The sequence below is a fragment of the Marinobacter gudaonensis genome (assembly GCF_900115175.1).
Taxonomy (GTDB): domain Bacteria; phylum Pseudomonadota; class Gammaproteobacteria; order Pseudomonadales; family Oleiphilaceae; genus Marinobacter; species Marinobacter gudaonensis.
The window spans coordinates 237,751-252,724 of record NZ_FOYV01000003.1; the positions used below are offsets into that span (position 1 = coordinate 237,751).

12 protein-coding genes and 1 rRNA gene are annotated in these 14,974 nt (G+C 58.4%); 9 read left to right on the forward strand and 4 right to left on the reverse strand.

Features of this window, described 5'->3' with window-relative positions:
• Positions 1 to 19 precede the first annotated feature (19 nt).
• Positions 20 to 1,228, reverse strand: a complete 1,209-nt coding sequence (locus tag BM344_RS15870) for an acetyl-CoA C-acetyltransferase (protein WP_091992161.1) — start codon at positions 1,226 to 1,228, stop codon at positions 20 to 22.
• A gap of 191 nt (positions 1,229 to 1,419) precedes the next feature.
• On the opposite strand from BM344_RS15870, the gene BM344_RS15875 reads away from it, so the two are divergent.
• A complete protein-coding gene (locus BM344_RS15875) occupies positions 1,420 to 1,683 on the forward strand; it encodes a late competence development ComFB family protein (protein ID WP_091992162.1) in 264 nt (87 codons plus the stop codon).
• Positions 1,684 to 1,697: 14 nt separating this feature from the next.
• Here the strand turns inward: BM344_RS15875 and BM344_RS15880 are convergent, their stop codons facing one another.
• Positions 1,698 to 4,160: a DUF349 domain-containing protein gene (locus BM344_RS15880; RefSeq protein ID WP_091992163.1), complete on the reverse strand. Its 2,463-nt coding sequence runs from the start codon at positions 4,158 to 4,160 to the stop codon at positions 1,698 to 1,700.
• 170 nt (positions 4,161 to 4,330) lie between these two features.
• Here BM344_RS15880 and BM344_RS15885 point away from each other — a divergent pair, with 170 nt between their 5' ends.
• Positions 4,331 to 4,801 (forward strand): regulatory protein RecX, encoded by a 471-nt coding sequence (locus BM344_RS15885; protein ID WP_091992164.1) that lies wholly within the window; start codon positions 4,331 to 4,333, stop codon positions 4,799 to 4,801.
• A 3-nt stretch (positions 4,802 to 4,804) separates the two neighbouring features.
• Here the strand turns inward: BM344_RS15885 and mltF are convergent, their stop codons facing one another.
• A complete protein-coding gene (gene mltF / locus BM344_RS15890) occupies positions 4,805 to 6,304 on the reverse strand; it encodes a membrane-bound lytic murein transglycosylase MltF (RefSeq protein ID WP_091992165.1) in 1,500 nt (499 codons plus the stop codon).
• A 334-nt stretch (positions 6,305 to 6,638) separates the two neighbouring features.
• Here mltF and purL point away from each other — a divergent pair, with 334 nt between their 5' ends.
• Positions 6,639 to 10,544 carry a phosphoribosylformylglycinamidine synthase gene (gene purL, locus BM344_RS15895; protein ID WP_091992166.1) on the forward strand — a complete coding sequence of 1,302 codons (3,906 nt, stop codon included), beginning with the start codon at positions 6,639 to 6,641 and terminating at the stop codon, positions 10,542 to 10,544.
• Positions 10,545 to 10,960: 416 nt separating this feature from the next.
• Entirely contained in the window at positions 10,961 to 11,272 is a 312-nt protein-coding gene (locus tag BM344_RS15900) for an NGG1p interacting factor NIF3 (protein ID WP_091992167.1), read from the forward strand.
• A 19-nt stretch (positions 11,273 to 11,291) separates the two neighbouring features.
• On the opposite strand, the gene BM344_RS15905 is transcribed toward BM344_RS15900, so the two are convergent.
• The gene (locus BM344_RS15905; protein WP_091992168.1) at positions 11,292 to 11,837 is read right to left on the reverse strand and encodes an NUDIX hydrolase; all 546 of its coding nucleotides are present in this window, start codon (positions 11,835 to 11,837) and stop codon (positions 11,292 to 11,294) included.
• Between the two features lie 97 nt (positions 11,838 to 11,934).
• Here BM344_RS15905 and BM344_RS15910 point away from each other — a divergent pair, with 97 nt between their 5' ends.
• The 5 genes from BM344_RS15910 to BM344_RS15930 all read left to right on the forward strand — a co-directional run.
• Positions 11,935 to 12,522, forward strand: coding sequence for an NUDIX hydrolase (locus BM344_RS15910; protein ID WP_091992169.1), 588 nt, complete (start codon positions 11,935 to 11,937; stop codon positions 12,520 to 12,522).
• Between the two features lies 1 nt (position 12,523).
• Positions 12,524 to 13,057, forward strand: a complete 534-nt coding sequence (locus BM344_RS15915) for a gamma carbonic anhydrase family protein (protein ID WP_091992170.1) — start codon at positions 12,524 to 12,526, stop codon at positions 13,055 to 13,057.
• Positions 13,054 to 13,242, forward strand: coding sequence for a DUF1289 domain-containing protein (locus tag BM344_RS15920; RefSeq protein ID WP_091992171.1), 189 nt, complete (start codon positions 13,054 to 13,056; stop codon positions 13,240 to 13,242). Before BM344_RS15915 ends, BM344_RS15920 begins: the two co-directional genes overlap by 4 nt.
• 21 nt (positions 13,243 to 13,263) lie before the next feature.
• Positions 13,264 to 14,454 carry a formate-dependent phosphoribosylglycinamide formyltransferase gene (purT, locus tag BM344_RS15925; RefSeq protein ID WP_091992172.1) on the forward strand — a complete coding sequence of 397 codons (1,191 nt, stop codon included), beginning with the start codon at positions 13,264 to 13,266 and terminating at the stop codon, positions 14,452 to 14,454.
• Between the two features lie 372 nt (positions 14,455 to 14,826).
• Positions 14,827 to 14,974 (forward strand): 16S ribosomal RNA (locus tag BM344_RS15930); the annotation flags it as partial.

A 14,974-nucleotide genomic window follows, 5' to 3' on the forward strand; every position in this document is an offset into this window, starting at 1 on the left:
CCTTGAAACGTGATCGGGGTCAGATGCGCTCGATAATAGTGGCAATGCCCATGCCGCCACCCACACACAGGGTGGCCAGGCCGTAGCGCCGTTCCCGGCGTTCGAGCTCGTCCAGCAGGGTGCCGAGGATCATCGCGCCCGTGGCGCCCAGCGGGTGGCCCATGGCGATGGCACCGCCGTTCACGTTCACTTTGTCATCGGGAACCGAAAGCTCCCGCTGGAAACGCATCACTACCGAGGCAAAGGCCTCGTTCACTTCAAACAGATCGATCTGGTCGACCGTCATGCCGGCTTTCGCCAGTGCCTTGCGGGCAGCCGGGGCAGGCCCGGTGAGCATGATGGTGGGGTCGGTACTGGTGACCGCGGTTGCGACAATGCGGGCGCGGGGTGTCAGCCCCAGGGCCTTGCCCTTGGCTTCGCTCCCGATCAGAAGGGCGGTGGCGCCGTCGACAATGCCCGAGGAATTGCCGGCGTGGTGCACGTGGTTGATTTTCTCTACGTAGTGGTATTTCTCACGTGCAACGCCATCAAATCCCATCTCGCCCATCATCTGGAACGAGGGCTTCAGGCCAGCAAGCGACTCTACCGTGGTGTTACCGCGCACGTGTTCGTCACGATCGAGGATCACCACGCCATTCTGGTCACGGACCGGAATGATGGATTTTCCGAAGTAGCCCTTTTCCCAGGCATTCGCCGCTTTCTGCTGAGATTTCACGGCAAAGCCGTCGACATCCTCTCGGCTGAAGCCCTCAAGAGTCGCTATCAGATCGGCGCCAATGCCCTGGGGCATGAAGCCGGTGTGCAGGTTGGTTTCCGGATCGGTGGCCCAGGCACCGCCATCGGAGCCCATGGGAACCCGGGACATGGCCTCAACGCCACCGGCAACCACCAGGTCTTCCCAGCCGGAGCGTACCTTCATTGCCGCCAGGTTGACTGCTTCAAGCCCCGACGCGCAGAAACGGTTGAGGGTAACGCCGGCCACCTGCTCGTCCCAGTCGGCTGCCAGGGCAGCGGTTTTGGCAATGTCGGCCCCCTGGTCCCCAACGGCAGTAACGCAGCCCATGACAATGTCGTCTACCTGGGCCGTATCCAGGCTGTTTCGCTCCTGCAGGGCGGTAAGTACGGTGGTCAGCAGCGTGATCGGTTTGACGCTATGCAGGGAACCGTCTTTCTTTCCGCGCCCCCTGGGCGTGCGGACCGCATCGAAGATGTACGCTTCGGTGGTCATGGTCTGTCCTCTGGTTGTCGTTGTCCTGAAATGGGTAGCCTGTGTGATGCAACCATAGCCCGTAGCGGTGGCAGGGAGTAATGACGCCCGCTGCCAATCGCATTGACAAAATTGCTCAGGGTCCATGACAAGCCGCGCCGGGACTTCTATGGTGATAGCAAGAGCAGTATGGATTCAGGGGGGCGAGAGCCATGTCTCTGCGCGATGCGATCGACAATTTCTACGAACGCCTGGTGGTGGACGCGATAGACGCGACCCGGGAGGAGGCTGACACGGCGGACTTCCTGACGGACGTGATGTGTGTGGCCTTGAATCGGCTGCCAACACGCTACTATCGCCATTCCATCGATATGATGTTCTATCTGGCCGACGATGAGTTGAAGGAAATGAAGCGCAAATCCCTGGCCGCCGTGAAAGAGGCCAGGGCATTTGTCAGGGAGCACCAGCGGGACTGACGGGCTTTTATCGATCAGGTCGGTTTGAGGCTGGCCAGTGCAGCGTTCAGTCGCGCTGCCTGGTCGGAGCCGGCGCTGCCCGGTTGATCGAGGCACCATGACGCAACCAGCGCCTCTACCTCTTGCAGCGGATCGGCCTCAATGCCCGAGGCACCCATACCGTCAGCCAGGCGCTGAACCTGGATTTCCATGCGGCGTTGCTGGTCACTCTCGGGCGATGGCACGCCGCAGAGGATTTCTGCCCGTATGACCAGTTCGACCGGGCTTTCCACGCCAATCCCCCGTGCCAGTGACGGCCAGTGGTCCGGGATCTGCTCATTAACCGGCTTGCCGTTGGCGGCGGTTGTGATGAGCTCCTGCCAGGACACCACCTGATTCTGCAGACGAAGGGTAGACAGCAGTACCTTGACTCGCTGCTGCTCCTGCTGGACCTGCTCCCGAACACTCCGTGAAACCGTCGATGTGTCGATAGCACGCAGTGTCGACAGGGCTTTGCCTGCAGATGCCTCGTCGTTGGCCGCAGCCAGCTCGGCTGCCTCCTGCAGATTGGCCTGCGCAGCTTCGTCAGCGGCCCGGGCGGCTTCCTGCTGTTCACTGCGTTCGGCATCCCGGCGGGCGAAGATCTGGTCGCAGGCTTTGCGGAACGCCTGCCACAACTTGCGGTCTTCCCGGTGTCGGGTAATGCCGATGGCTTTCCACTCGGACTGCAGGGCCTTGGCCTGGTTCATGGCGTCCTGCAGTGGTTCGTGCTGCACCAGTGCCTCGGCCCGCTGCACGATGTCCTGCTTCAACTGCTCGTTGTTGAGGCGCTCCTGATCCAGTGGCGCCTCCAGGCGTTTGAGAAGCTCATCGAAGCGCTTCTGCACCTGCCGGTTGTCACGGAACTCCACCGGCCAGGCTTCCTTCCATTCCTGCCTGGCAGTCTGGTGGATGCGCTCGGCCGCCTTCCAGTCGACGGACGACCAGTCGGCGTTGTCTAGGAACGCTTCGAGCTGGTCGCAAATGGCGGTGCGCTTTTCAAGGTTCGCCTGCTTGAGGCCGGATTTCGCCGAGAAGTAGGCCTTGCAGGGTTCGAAGGCGCGATCCGATGCCGCCTTGAAGCGTGACCAGAGCGTGCGGTCGGAAGACCCGCCGAGTTCCCGCCACTCATTTTGCAGTTCCTTGATCCGTTCGGCTTTTGCCTCCGGGTCCATGGGCTGCTCGGCCAGATATTCCATCTGCTCACAGAGGGCAATCTGCTTGGGTTCGGTGGCAAAGCCCTGCCAGTCGCTGAGCTCCCTCAGTTGGCCATTAAGTAATTGCATACGAGGCTGGAAAGGTTTGCTACGGCGCCCATCCAGCTCCCGAACCTGCTGCTGGGCGGCCTTGAACAACTGTTTCGACTCTTTGAGCTGTTTGGCCTCGAGGGCAGCTTCTAGCTGTGCAATGGTGCGTTCCAGCCGTTCCGCCAGGGCTTTCTGGCGCTCCGGGTTGTCGGCTGTGGTGTTTGCTGATGCTCGTTTACCGGCGAGTTGCCTCAGAGACGCGAGGGGCACGGGCTCCGGGTAGCCTTCCGGCCAGCTGATTTCTTTCAACAGGACGCTGGCTCTGGAACGTTGGTCGTCAGTGGCGTTTTCCTGGTTTGCCAGTTTGGCAGTGATGTCGTTGATTTCCTCCCGTGCCTGGCTGGCCCGCCTCACGGCGTTCACATAGTTGCGAAGCGTCAGCATGGAGGTTTCGTAGCTTTTCTGCTCCTGCTTATCCACGGCAGTGTCGCGGGTGGCTTCCAGCCAGCGGTTCTCCTGAGTTTTCTGAAGCGCATCGAGCGACGCCAGGGAGGGCAGTGTGTCAGGCGCGTGGCGTTGCAGCTCTTCAAGTGTATCAGCCAGCAGGGCCAGGGTTTCTGACCGCTGCGTTGCCTGGTCGCGCTGGCGCTGTTCGTCCTCCGCTGCAGACTGCATGGCAGCCAACCGCTCCCGGCAACGATGGACCGCCTCCAGAAACGCCTGGGTCTGCTCGGGCGTGGCGTGCGTCTCCACGTCGGACCACTGGTTAATCAGGGCGTCCAGTCGCGCCTTGTACAGCTTGGTGTCTTCGCTTCTGGCCTGCTCGCTGGCGTGACTGATAAGGACGGCGATGTTCTGGTGGATGTTGTTGAGTCGGGCCTGTTCTTCGCGGTGCGCCTGCAGGGCCAGCTTGACGGTCTGGTAAACGCCTTTGTCTTTGCCTTTTGCTCGCTTCAGCACGTCCTGCAGCGTATCGGGGTCGGACAGCCGGCTAGCCGCACGTTGACGTATATCCGCCGTGGCGCCGTTTATGGCGAGCTCTGCGAGGTCTGCCTGAGAGGGTGAGCCGTCCAGAATCCGAAGCTGCTCTTCTCGCTGGTCTGACCGCGAAGGTTCCTGTTCGTCCGCCATGGACGCCGGTGAATTTTTTCCAGGGGCGGTGGCTTCCGGTGTTTTTCTGGATCTGAACAGTTTCTGGATGAACGCGGCCATTAGAGTATCCTTCGGTATTGCAACCAGTTCACGGTGTTGGGCGTGGTTTCGCCGCCACCGGCCATCGGCCCCGGAGAAGGGCCGGACAGTTCTGATCTGCCAGGGGCTGGTCAGTCAGGGAAAATCGCGGGTAGTCTAGCGTTTTGTGAGCATCAGCGGAAAGGGTCTGTATGGCAAAACCGGAAAATCAGGACGATCAGGAATACCGGGCCCGGTCGGCAGCCCTGAGGCTGCTGGCCCGGCGCGAGCATAGCCGGCTGGAACTGACCCTGAAGTTGCGCCAGCGAAAGCTGCCAGGGGAGATTATTGAGGCGGTGCTGGATGAATACGAGCAGGAGGGCTGGCTCGATGATGACCGGTTTGCGGATGTCTACGCCCGGCAGCGGATGGATCTGGGGTATGGTCCGCTCCGGATTCTCGGTGAACTCCAGCAGCGGGGTGTGCATCAAAGCCCGGAATGCCTTGAGGCCATGACCGACGAGGATTGGTGCCAACAGGCCATCAGCCTTCGCGAGAAGCGGTTCGGTCTGGCCAATCTCGCCGACGACTGGGACGAAAAAGTACGACAGGCGAGGTTTCTGAGCCGTCGCGGCTACTCAGCTACCCAGGTAGAAAGGGCTCTGGAGGCCCGGGAGGACTGACAGCTATAGAGTCGGCGGAATCATGCCGAGTTCACGGGGCAGGGCGGCGCGAAGGTCGCCCTCGGCAGCGCCTGTGTCCGGACGGGCTTTTTCGGCACCTTCGATTCGGACGAACTGCTCGGCTTGCTCTGGCTCCTGCTCAAGTGGCGCGTTGAGTCTTGAAAGCACGTCGTAGTAGCGCCGAATGTTCTGAACGTAGATGACCGGTTCGTGTCCCCGTGCATAGCCGAAACGGGTTTTGCTGTACCACTCCTTCTGCGCCAGTAATGGCAGGAATTCTTTTACGTCCATCCAGCGGTCCGGGTCCCGGCCGGCGCCTTCCGTGAGCCTCCTGGCATCCTCCAGGTGACCGAAACCGACGTTGTAGGATGCCAGTGCGAACCAGGTGCGGTCCGGTTCTGGAATACGCTCTGGAATTTTCTCGTGCACGATACGGAAATACTTGGCGCCCCCCTGAATGCTCTCCTCCGCATCCAGCCGGTTGTTGATGCCAATGTGGCTGGCGGTGTTTCGAGTCAGCATCATCAGGCCCCGCACACCGGTGGGTGAAACCGCATTGGGGCGCCAGTGGGATTCCTGGTAGCCAATGGCCGCGAGCAAACGCCAGTCCATATTGAACGCTTCCGCATAGTCCCGGAACAGGTCTTCGTATTTCGGCAGACGGTTTTCGACGTGGTGCATGAAGGTGCGTGCGCCAACGTAGTTGAGTCGATCCAGGTGGCCGTAGAAGCGCTCGGAAATTTGTGCAAGCGTGCCATCGCTGCGTCTCTGTTCGAAGAACGCTTCGACGGCATTGCTCAGGGAGTTGTCCTGGGTCGCCGGAAAGAACCAGGCCAGATCAGTGGTCTCACCCACCGCAAACGCTTCTTTCACCATCGGGAAGAACACGTGGTTCAGATCGAGCTCGTTGGACGAGACCATGGCATAGGGGAATTCGCCACTCTCAACCCGCGCAAGGACCCCTGCTGCGTCCAGCCCGGAATGAACCTGCCATTGGAGACCATCGTGGGCCTGCTTGGCCGCATTGAGCCGGAACTCGTGATTGCTGTCGGCGGCAACGTGGATGGTTTTCCCGGCCAGCTCTGCCAGTGATTCCGGACGGTCAAGTTCCCGGTGATACACCAGCATGGACTGAGCGGCAATGCCAATGGAAACGGTCTTGTAGCGGCCCTCCAGCGCGGGCTGTGGTGACAGGCCGGCCATACCGATGTGAGCGTAGTTCTTGTCGAGGACCGAGAGTATTTCGGTGTTGTCGCTGGCCACTCGAACCCGCAGCTCCACACCCAGTTCGTCGGCGAGCAGTTTGGCGAGTTCATAGTCGTAACCGCTGGGCCCTTCCTGGCCTTCGATATAGATAGAGGGAGACAACCGTGTGATGACGTGGAGAACGCCTTCGTCCCGAATCTCCTGCAGCGTGGAGGGTTGCGAACACCCGGCCACGACCAACACAGCACACAACGAAATCAGTGCCTTGTGTGGAGCATGTTTGATGGCAGTGAGCATTCTGGACAAATCCCTGATCTCCGGTACGGCTGGAACGCCTCGGTGAGGCACTTTTCCAGGGGCACTCTACGGGCGCGTTTATGCGCCGGTTACGGGGAGATAACCCGTTTGCCTGACTATCGGATACGCAAAAACTCCCTTTCGCGTTTACCAATGATCCTTCCTGGCGCACGGCCGGTCAATAAATCTGCTCAATTAATATGCAAAATAATGTCAATTCGACGGCGTGTGAATAATCCTCTCCACGCTGTATCCCGGCCTGCCTTTCGAGTATCATGGCGGCCTTTCAGAATGCACCCGGATTTCCCCGTTTCGCGCGATACAGGTTGATATCATGCTTGAACTTCGCGGCGCTCCCGCGCTCTCGCCTTTCCGCTCACGCAAGCTGCACTCCCGGATTCAGGATATCGTGCCTGAAGTCGAACACATCTACGCCGAGTTCATGCACTTCGTTGATCTGGAGGCTGATCTCTCGGACGCGGAACAGGCTATTCTCGATCGTCTCCTGACCTACGGACCGAGTGTACCGGTTGAAGAGCCGGATGGCGTACTCTTTCTTGTGGTACCGCGCCCAGGCACCCTCTCGCCCTGGTCGAGCAAGGCGACGGATATCGCCCGCAACTGCGGGCTCCGGCAGATTCATCGTATTGAGCGCGGCACGGCTTTCTATATACGTTCCGGCTGCAAACTGGGTCTGGAACAGCGCGAAAAGATAGCGGCGTTGTTACACGACCGTATGACCCAGAAAGTATTTCACGAAATGGGCGGGGCAGAGCTCCTGTTCAGCCATGAAGAGCCCCGCCCGCTGGGTCGCGTACCGGTATTGGCCGGCGGCCGTACAGCCCTGGTGGAAGCCAACGCCCGGTTAGGTCTGGCGCTGGCAGAAGACGAAATCGATTATCTGGTCAAATCCTTCACTGACCTGGAACGCGACCCCACCGACGTTGAGCTGATGATGTTTGCCCAGGCAAACTCCGAACACTGTCGGCACAAGATTTTCAACGCCTCCTGGGATATCGACGGTGAGGGTCAGGAAAAATCCCTGTTCGCCATGATCCGCAACACGTTTGAGATGAACAGCGAGGGCGTGCTGTCGGCCTATAAGGATAACGCCTCGGTGATCCGCGGCAGTCGTGGCGGGCGCTTCTTCCCCGATCCGGAAACCGGCGTCTACGGTTACAATCAGGAAGATATTCACATCCTGATGAAGGTGGAAACCCACAACCACCCTACCGCGATCGCACCGGCATCCGGTGCCGCCACCGGTTCCGGGGGCGAGATCCGGGATGAGGGCGCAACCGGCCGTGGGTCCAAACCCAAGGCGGGGCTGACAGGATTCACTGTCTCCAACCTGAATTTGCCGGATGATGCCCAGCCCTGGGAGATCAACTACGGCAAGCCGGACCGGATTGCATCCGCGCTCGATATCATGATTGAAGGGCCGATCGGCGGCGCCGCGTTTAACAACGAATTTGGCCGGCCAAACCTGGCAGGTTACTTCCGCACCTTCGAAGAAATGGTGCCCGGCGCTGCCGGTGAGGAAGTGCGGGGCTACCACAAGCCGATCATGATCGCCGGCGGCCTTGGCAATATCCGTGAAGAACACGTGGAAAAAGGCAATATTCCGGTGGGCGCCAAACTCATCGTGCTGGGTGGTCCCTCTATGCTGATCGGCCTGGGTGGTGGTGCTGCCTCCTCCATGGATTCAGGTTCCAGCCACGAGAACCTGGATTTTGCCTCCGTACAGCGCGACAACCCTGAGATGGAACGTCGCTGCCAGGAAGTGATTGACCGCTGCTGGCAGATGGGTGACAGGAACCCGATCGCCTTTATTCACGACGTTGGCGCCGGTGGCCTCTCCAATGCCATGCCGGAGCTTGTCAAGGACGGCGGTCGGGGCGGTAAATTCGAGCTCCGTGAAATCCCCAGTGACGAGCCGGGCATGTCACCTCTGGAAATCTGGTGCAACGAGTCCCAGGAACGCTACGTACTGGCGGTTGCGGCCGAGAACCTCGATCTGTTTGATGCACTTTGTCGTCGCGAACGCTGCCCTTATGCAGTGATTGGCGAGGCAACCGAGGCCCATCACCTGGAACTCGGCGATTCCTATTTTGACGACAAGCCGGTCGATCTCCCGATGGAGGTCCTTTTCGGCAAGCCGCCGAGGATGCATCGGAGTATCAGGCGGGCCTCCTTCACCAAGCCGATCTTCGACTCCACGAAGATTGATCTCCACGATGCCATTCGTCGGGTATTGCGCCTGCCATCGGTTGGCTCCAAGAGCTTTCTGATTACCATTGGCGACCGAACCATCACTGGCCTGGTGGCACGCGACCAGATGGTCGGGCCCTGGCAGGTGCCGGTGGCTGATGTGGCGGTAACGGCCAGCTCATTCGATGTTCGTACCGGTGAAGCTATGGCCATGGGCGAGCGCACGCCGGTTGCGACCATCGATGCGCCCGCGTCTGGTCGTATGGCGGTGGGCGAGGTCATCACCAACCTGGCGGCGGCGCCCATCGGCAAACTTTCCGATATTCGTTTATCGGCGAACTGGATGGCCGCAGCCGGTCACCCGGGTGAAGATGAAAACCTTTACGAGACCGTGCGGGCGGTCGGTATGGAGCTGTGTCCAGCCCTGGGCATCACCATTCCGGTGGGCAAGGACTCCATGTCCATGAAGACCGTCTGGGAAGAAGACAACGGCGAACAGAAAAGTGTGACGGCGCCTTTGTCGCTGATCGTCAGTGGCTTCGCGCCGGTAACAGATGTGGCTCGAACCCTTACCCCGCAACTGGTGACGGATACCGGGGAAACGGACCTGATCCTGGTGGACCTGGCGGCGGGCCAGAATCGTCTCGGGGGTTCTGCGCTGGCTCAAGTGTACCGTCAGGTCGGCGCGGTGGCGCCCGATCTTGATGACCCGGAAGACATCAAGGCGTTTTTTGCCGTCATCCAGGGACTCAATGCCGATGGCAAGCTCCTGGCATACCATGACCGCTCGGACGGCGGTCTGTTCGTGACCCTGGCCGAGATGTGCTTTGCCGGCCGTTGCGGTGCAGATATCAAACTGGATGGCCTGGCGGAAGACCAGAGCCAGTTCGCGCGCGAGCTGTTCAACGAGGAACTCGGGGCGGTTATCCAGGTGCGTCGGGAAGACACCGGCTTTGTCCTGCAGCAGTTCTCCGCGGCCGGTCTCGGTGATCACATCAGCGTGATCGGCAGTCCGAACGAGTCGGATCGCCTGCGTCTGAGTTTTGAAGGCTCGGCGGTTGTTGATGAGGCGAGATCGGAGCTTCAGCGCCTCTGGGCCGAAACCAGCTACCGGATCCAGTCCCTCCGGGACAATGCCGACTGCGCCCGGGAAGAATTCGATAACCTGCTGGACACCAGCGATCCCGGTTTGCAGGCACAGTTGTCCTACGACATTAATGAAGACGTTGCTGCTCCCTATATCAACAAGGGCGCCCGTCCGAAAGTGGCGGTTCTCAGGGAACAGGGAGTCAATGGCCAGGTTGAGATGGCTGCAGCGTTTGATCGTGCCGGTTTCGAGTCGGTCGATGTCCACATGAGCGACCTGCTGTCCGGTCGCGTCACACTCGATCGCTTCAACAGTCTGGTGGCCTGTGGCGGCTTCTCTTTCGGCGATGTGCTGGGTGCCGGGGAGGGCTGGGCAAAGTCCATCCTATTCAGCGATCGGGTCCGGGACCAGTTTGCCGCCTTCTTCAACCGCCAGGACACGCTGGCGCTCGGAGTATGCAACGGATGCCAGATGCTCTCCAATCTTCACGAGCTGATTCCCGGAAGCGAAGGCTGGCCCCGTTTTGTTCGCAACCAGTCAGAGCAGTTTGAGGCGCGGCTGGTCATGGTGGAAGTTCTGCCATCACCGTCTGCGTTCATGGATGGTATGGCCGGGTCTCGCATGCCGATTGCCGTTGCGCACGGCGAGGGGCGGGTGGAGTTTGCCAGCGGTACGTCCGCGTCCAGCCTGTCCGAGAACGAGCTGGTCGCCTTGCGCTACGTCGACAACCGCGGTGCCGCTACTGTTCGCTATCCATACAATCCCAATGGCTCCGAGGACGGTATCACTGGCGTTACCACTCGCGACGGCCGGGTAACCATCATGATGCCGCATCCAGAACGGGTGTTCAGAGCCGTGCAGCATTCCTGGCGGCCCTCGGACTGGCAAGAGGATGGTCCCTGGATGCGTATGTTCAGAAATGCGAGGCGCTGGTTCGGCTGATAACCGGCGACTTGACGGGGCCGGTTCCGGGAACACGTCTTTCAGGCGTAGTTTCCGGAACCGGCTTTTTTGTTTCTGTGCCCATTTTTTGTGCGACTGTCACGGTCAAATTTCTCGGAAACTGGCAAAAAAATCCTTGACTCACTACGTTTATGCACATTCCTGGTGCCTTTCTGTTTGATCTGTGAGCAAAGCTCTGGGTTTCGGTTCAACTTTTGTTCAATGCTAGTAACGTATTGAAAAATAAGATAATTGTGAGAAAGGTGATTTTGTCGCCAATTTGAGAGAAGTGCAGTGATTACGGGGTTTGGGGCGCTGTTCCCAAAAACTTTCCCCAGAGTTATCCACAGTTTCTGTGGGTAAGTGGCTAAGCCATTAATCTGTACAAAAAATATCCGCTATGAGGGAGGTTTTCGATGTATAAGATGTGCTATTTCGTCCCTTCCAGCCACCTGGATGAAACCAAGCAGGCCCTTTTTGAAGCAGGTGCAGGTCGCATTGGAGATTACGATAGCTGTGCCTGGCAATGTCTTGGGGAGGGGCAGTTTCGACCCCTGGCAGGAAGCGACCCGTTTCTTGGCACAACCGGAGAACTGGAGCGTGTGGAGGAATACAAAGTAGAACTCGTGTGTGAGGATCAGCTGATATACGACGCCCTGGCAGCGCTGAAGCGATCGCACCCTTACGAAGAGCCCGCTTATGAGATCTACCGGATGGAAGACATCTAGACAGTAGAGGCCGGTCAGGTCAGTCCCGGCCCATGGGGCGGCGAATATCACTCACATGCACGCCAAAGGATTCTTGCGCGAGGTCGGTCAGGAACAGCTCCAGCGTGCGTTTGACCGTCGGGAAGGAAATCTCGTTCCAGGGAATGTCATCCACGTCGAACAGCCGGGACTCCAGGGACTCCTCGCCGGCGCCAAACTGGCCATCCTTCAGGGTGGCGCGATAGAACATGTGCACCTGATTGATGTGGGGGACATCAATGATCGAATACAGGCCTTCAATCTTGACTTCGGCCAGGGCTTCTTCCCGAGTTTCACGCTCGGCAGCTTCGATCGTGGTTTCGGCGTTTTCCATGAATCCGGCGGGAAGGGTCCAGTAGCCATACCGGGGCTCAATGGCCCGTCGGCAGAGCAGGATCCGGCCTTCCCAGACGGGCACGGTTCCGGCGACAATCCTCGGGTTCTGATAATGTATGGTATCGCAGCTGGTACAAACATAGCGGTGCCGGTTATCGCCTTCAGGGATGCGTTGCTCAACCGGTTGGCCGCATGTGCTGCAGTACTTCATGTTTTTCCCCGTATACTGAAAATGGTTTGGTAGTCAGTTTAACGATCCCGGCTGCCTCTGTCTCATCCAAGATACGGCTGAACGCTGGAGATACGATTTGCGTGATTTACTCGCCGAGAGGCTTGCCGGTTATGCGCCCCGTCAGTTGGCTCTCGATTATCCTGAAGCCGGTATTCTGGTGCCGGTGACTGACAACCCGGGCAACCCTGAGATGGTGTTTACGCTCAGATCGGAAAATCTGAGCACCCATCGGGGGCAAGTGGCGTACCCGGGTGGCAAGCGCGATCCCGAAGATACGTCCCTGGCGGCAACTGCGCTCAGGGAAACCCATGAAGAAATTGGTCTGCCGCCAGACCAGGTTCAGATCATCGCACCTTTGAGTCAGGTGATGTCTCGCTACGGAATACTGGTGACCCCGTACGTTGGCGTGATCCCTGGCGACCATCCGCTTGAGCCAAATCCGCACGAAATTGACAGTGTCTTCAAGGTACCGCTGTCCTTCTTTCTGGAAGACCGTCGGGAAAGGACCGATGCCCTGAATTTTCTCAACCACACATTCTATGTGCCGTGTTACCGATGGGAGCGCTATGAGATCTGGGGGCTTTCGGCGGTGGTTCTGGTCGATTTCATGAACGCTGTGTACGATGCCGGGATAGATTTGCTCGAACCACCTGGAGGAGATTGATGTGTTTTACCAGTTGAACGATCGAACGCCGGAGCTTGAGGGCGACGGGCATTTTGTCGCCGAGAATGCCTCGGTGATCGGGCGGGTGCGCCTGATGGACAAAGCCAGTGTCTGGTTCAATGCAGTTATCCGGGGTGACAATGAGCTCATTCTGGTGGGCCCGGAATCCAATATCCAGGACGGATCCGTTCTCCACACCGATCCGGGCATGCCGCTCACTCTGGGGCGTGGTGTCACGGTGGGGCACAAGGTCATGCTGCACGGCTGCGAAATTGGCGATTACTCGCTGATCGGTATCAACGCCGTGGTTCTGAACGGTGCGAAAATTGGCAAGCACTGTCTGATCGGCGCCAATGCACTCATTCCGGAAGGTATGGAAGTGCCGGACGGCTCACTGGTGGTTGGCTCTCCTGCGAAAATCAAGCGTGAGCTAACCGATAACCAGAAGAAAATGCTGGAAATGAGCGCTCAGCATTACGTGCAGAATGCTCAGCGATATCGGAACGAACTGAAACCCTGCGAGCCCCGTACATGAGCGTTGCCGATAAAGTTCGCTCACCTTGCGTGAGCATCTGTTGCCTGGACGAAAACGATATCTGCATTGGATGCCATCGAAGTGGTGATGAGATTACTCGGTGGAGCCAGTTGAATAATGACGAGAGGCTGGACGTGCTCAAAAAGGTTGCCGAGCGCGAACAGAATTCCCTGATTCAGAATTGATTTGAAAGGCCCTGGTGCACCATGACAGAAACGGTTCGAATTGGAACTCCTTTAAAGGGAAATGCGTTCAAGGTTCTTTTTTGCGGGTCCGGAGAGCTTGGCAAAGAAGTGGTGATTGAGCTTCAGCGGTATGGTGTTGAGGTTATTGCTGTTGACCGCTATGCCGATGCTCCGGCAATGCAGGTTGCGCACAGAAGCCATGTCATCGACATGCTCGACGGAGCAAGCTTGCGTCGAATCATCGAGCAGGAGAATCCGAATCTTATTGTTCCCGAGATCGAGGCCATTGCAACGCCGGAGTTGGTCAAGCTTGAGGAAGAAGGGTTCCGTGTGGTGCCAACGGCCCGGGCAGTGAATCTCACCATGAATCGGGAGGGCATTCGGCGGTTGGCTGCGGAAGATCTCGGGTTGCCCACGTCTCCTTATCGTTTTGCTGGAAGCCGGGAAGAATACCTTGCCGCTGTAAAAGAGGTGGGATTGCCTCTGGTGGTCAAGCCGGTGATGAGCTCATCCGGAAAAGGCCAGTCGACCGTTCGGACCGAGGCGGATATCGAGTCGGCTTGGGAATACGCGCAATCTGGCGGACGAGCAGGCAAAGGCCGGGTTATCGTCGAAGGCTTTGTTGATTTCGACTATGAGATTACCCTCCTTACTGTGAAGCACCGTGACGGCGTTTCTTTCTGTGAGCCGATTGGGCACAGGCAGGAGGACGGCGATTACCGGGAATCCTGGCAGCCACAGCCGATGGCGCCACTGGCGTACCAACGCTCTGCCGAGATCGCAAGAGCGGTCGTCGAGAATCTTGGGGGCTGTGGAATCTACGGTGTCGAGTTGTTCGTCAAGGAAGACAACGTATGGTTTTCAGAAGTGTCGCCAAGGCCGCACGACACCGGGCTGGTAACGCTGGTTTCTCAGGATCTGTCGGAGTTCGCGCTGCACGCTCGCGCTATCCTTGGGCTCCCGATTCCGGCAATTCGGCAAAACGGTCCTTCTGCTTCTGCCGTGATCCTGCCCGAGGGTGATTCGGCGGAAGTGGCATACTCCGGGCTTGAACTCGCGCTAGCGCACCCAGACACTCAGTTGCGCCTCTTTGGCAAACCTGAACTGAGAGGTCGTCGCAGGATGGGGGTGGCGCTCGCAAAGGGAGCGTCCCTGGATGAGGCCAGATCGACAGCGCGAAAAGTGGCAGACGCAGTGAAAGTGGAAATCTAGAGGGCGGGCACGGGGCCGGGAGAAAAAAGTTGAGTTGCCCCGTTGACTCCTTCGTGGAGGTCTGTAGAATGCCCATCTCCTTCAGGTGATCAGGCCAAAAAACAGCCCCTTCACCAGAAAGGCAACCGTTTGAAAACATTGAAGAAACCGAGCAATCAAAATCTTCAAATAAACGGTTGACAAGGTGGCGCAACGATGTAGAATACGCGGCCTTGATTGAGCAGAGGCTCAACGCTCTTTAAAAAGTTAACCAAGTAATTCGTGTGGGCGCTGGCCGAGGTATTTCGGATACGAAATATCAGGACAGTGACTCGTCGAAATTGAGTTTTGTCTTGAGCAAGAATAGAGAATCTTCGGATTCTTGTATGATTTAAACTGAAGAGTTTGATCATGGCTCAGATTGAACGCTGGCGGCAGGCTTAACACATGCAAGTCGAGCGGTAACAGGGGGAGCTTGCTCCCTGCTGACGAGCGGCGGACGGGTGAGTAATGCATAGGAATCTGCCCAGTAGTGGGGGAT

Bases quoted from the DNA above. Each gene is read 5' to 3' on its own strand.
- BM344_RS15870 (WP_091992161.1), bottom strand. From the start codon at position 1,228: ATGACCACCGAAGCGTACATCTTCGATGCGGTCCGCACGCCCAGGGGG.
- BM344_RS15875 (WP_091992162.1), top strand. From the start codon at position 1,420: ATGTCTCTGCGCGATGCGATCGACAATTTCTACGAACGCCTGGTGGTG.
- BM344_RS15880 (WP_091992163.1), bottom strand. From the start codon at position 4,160: ATGGCCGCGTTCATCCAGAAACTGTTCAGATCCAGAAAAACACCGGAA.
- BM344_RS15885 (WP_091992164.1), top strand. From the start codon at position 4,331: ATGGCAAAACCGGAAAATCAGGACGATCAGGAATACCGGGCCCGGTCG.
- mltF (WP_091992165.1), bottom strand. From the start codon at position 6,304: ATGCTCACTGCCATCAAACATGCTCCACACAAGGCACTGATTTCGTTG.
- purL (WP_091992166.1), top strand. From the start codon at position 6,639: ATGCTTGAACTTCGCGGCGCTCCCGCGCTCTCGCCTTTCCGCTCACGC.
- BM344_RS15900 (WP_091992167.1), top strand. From the start codon at position 10,961: ATGTATAAGATGTGCTATTTCGTCCCTTCCAGCCACCTGGATGAAACC.
- BM344_RS15905 (WP_091992168.1), bottom strand. From the start codon at position 11,837: ATGAAGTACTGCAGCACATGCGGCCAACCGGTTGAGCAACGCATCCCT.
- BM344_RS15920 (WP_091992171.1), top strand. From the start codon at position 13,054: ATGAGCGTTGCCGATAAAGTTCGCTCACCTTGCGTGAGCATCTGTTGC.
- purT (WP_091992172.1), top strand. From the start codon at position 13,264: ATGACAGAAACGGTTCGAATTGGAACTCCTTTAAAGGGAAATGCGTTC.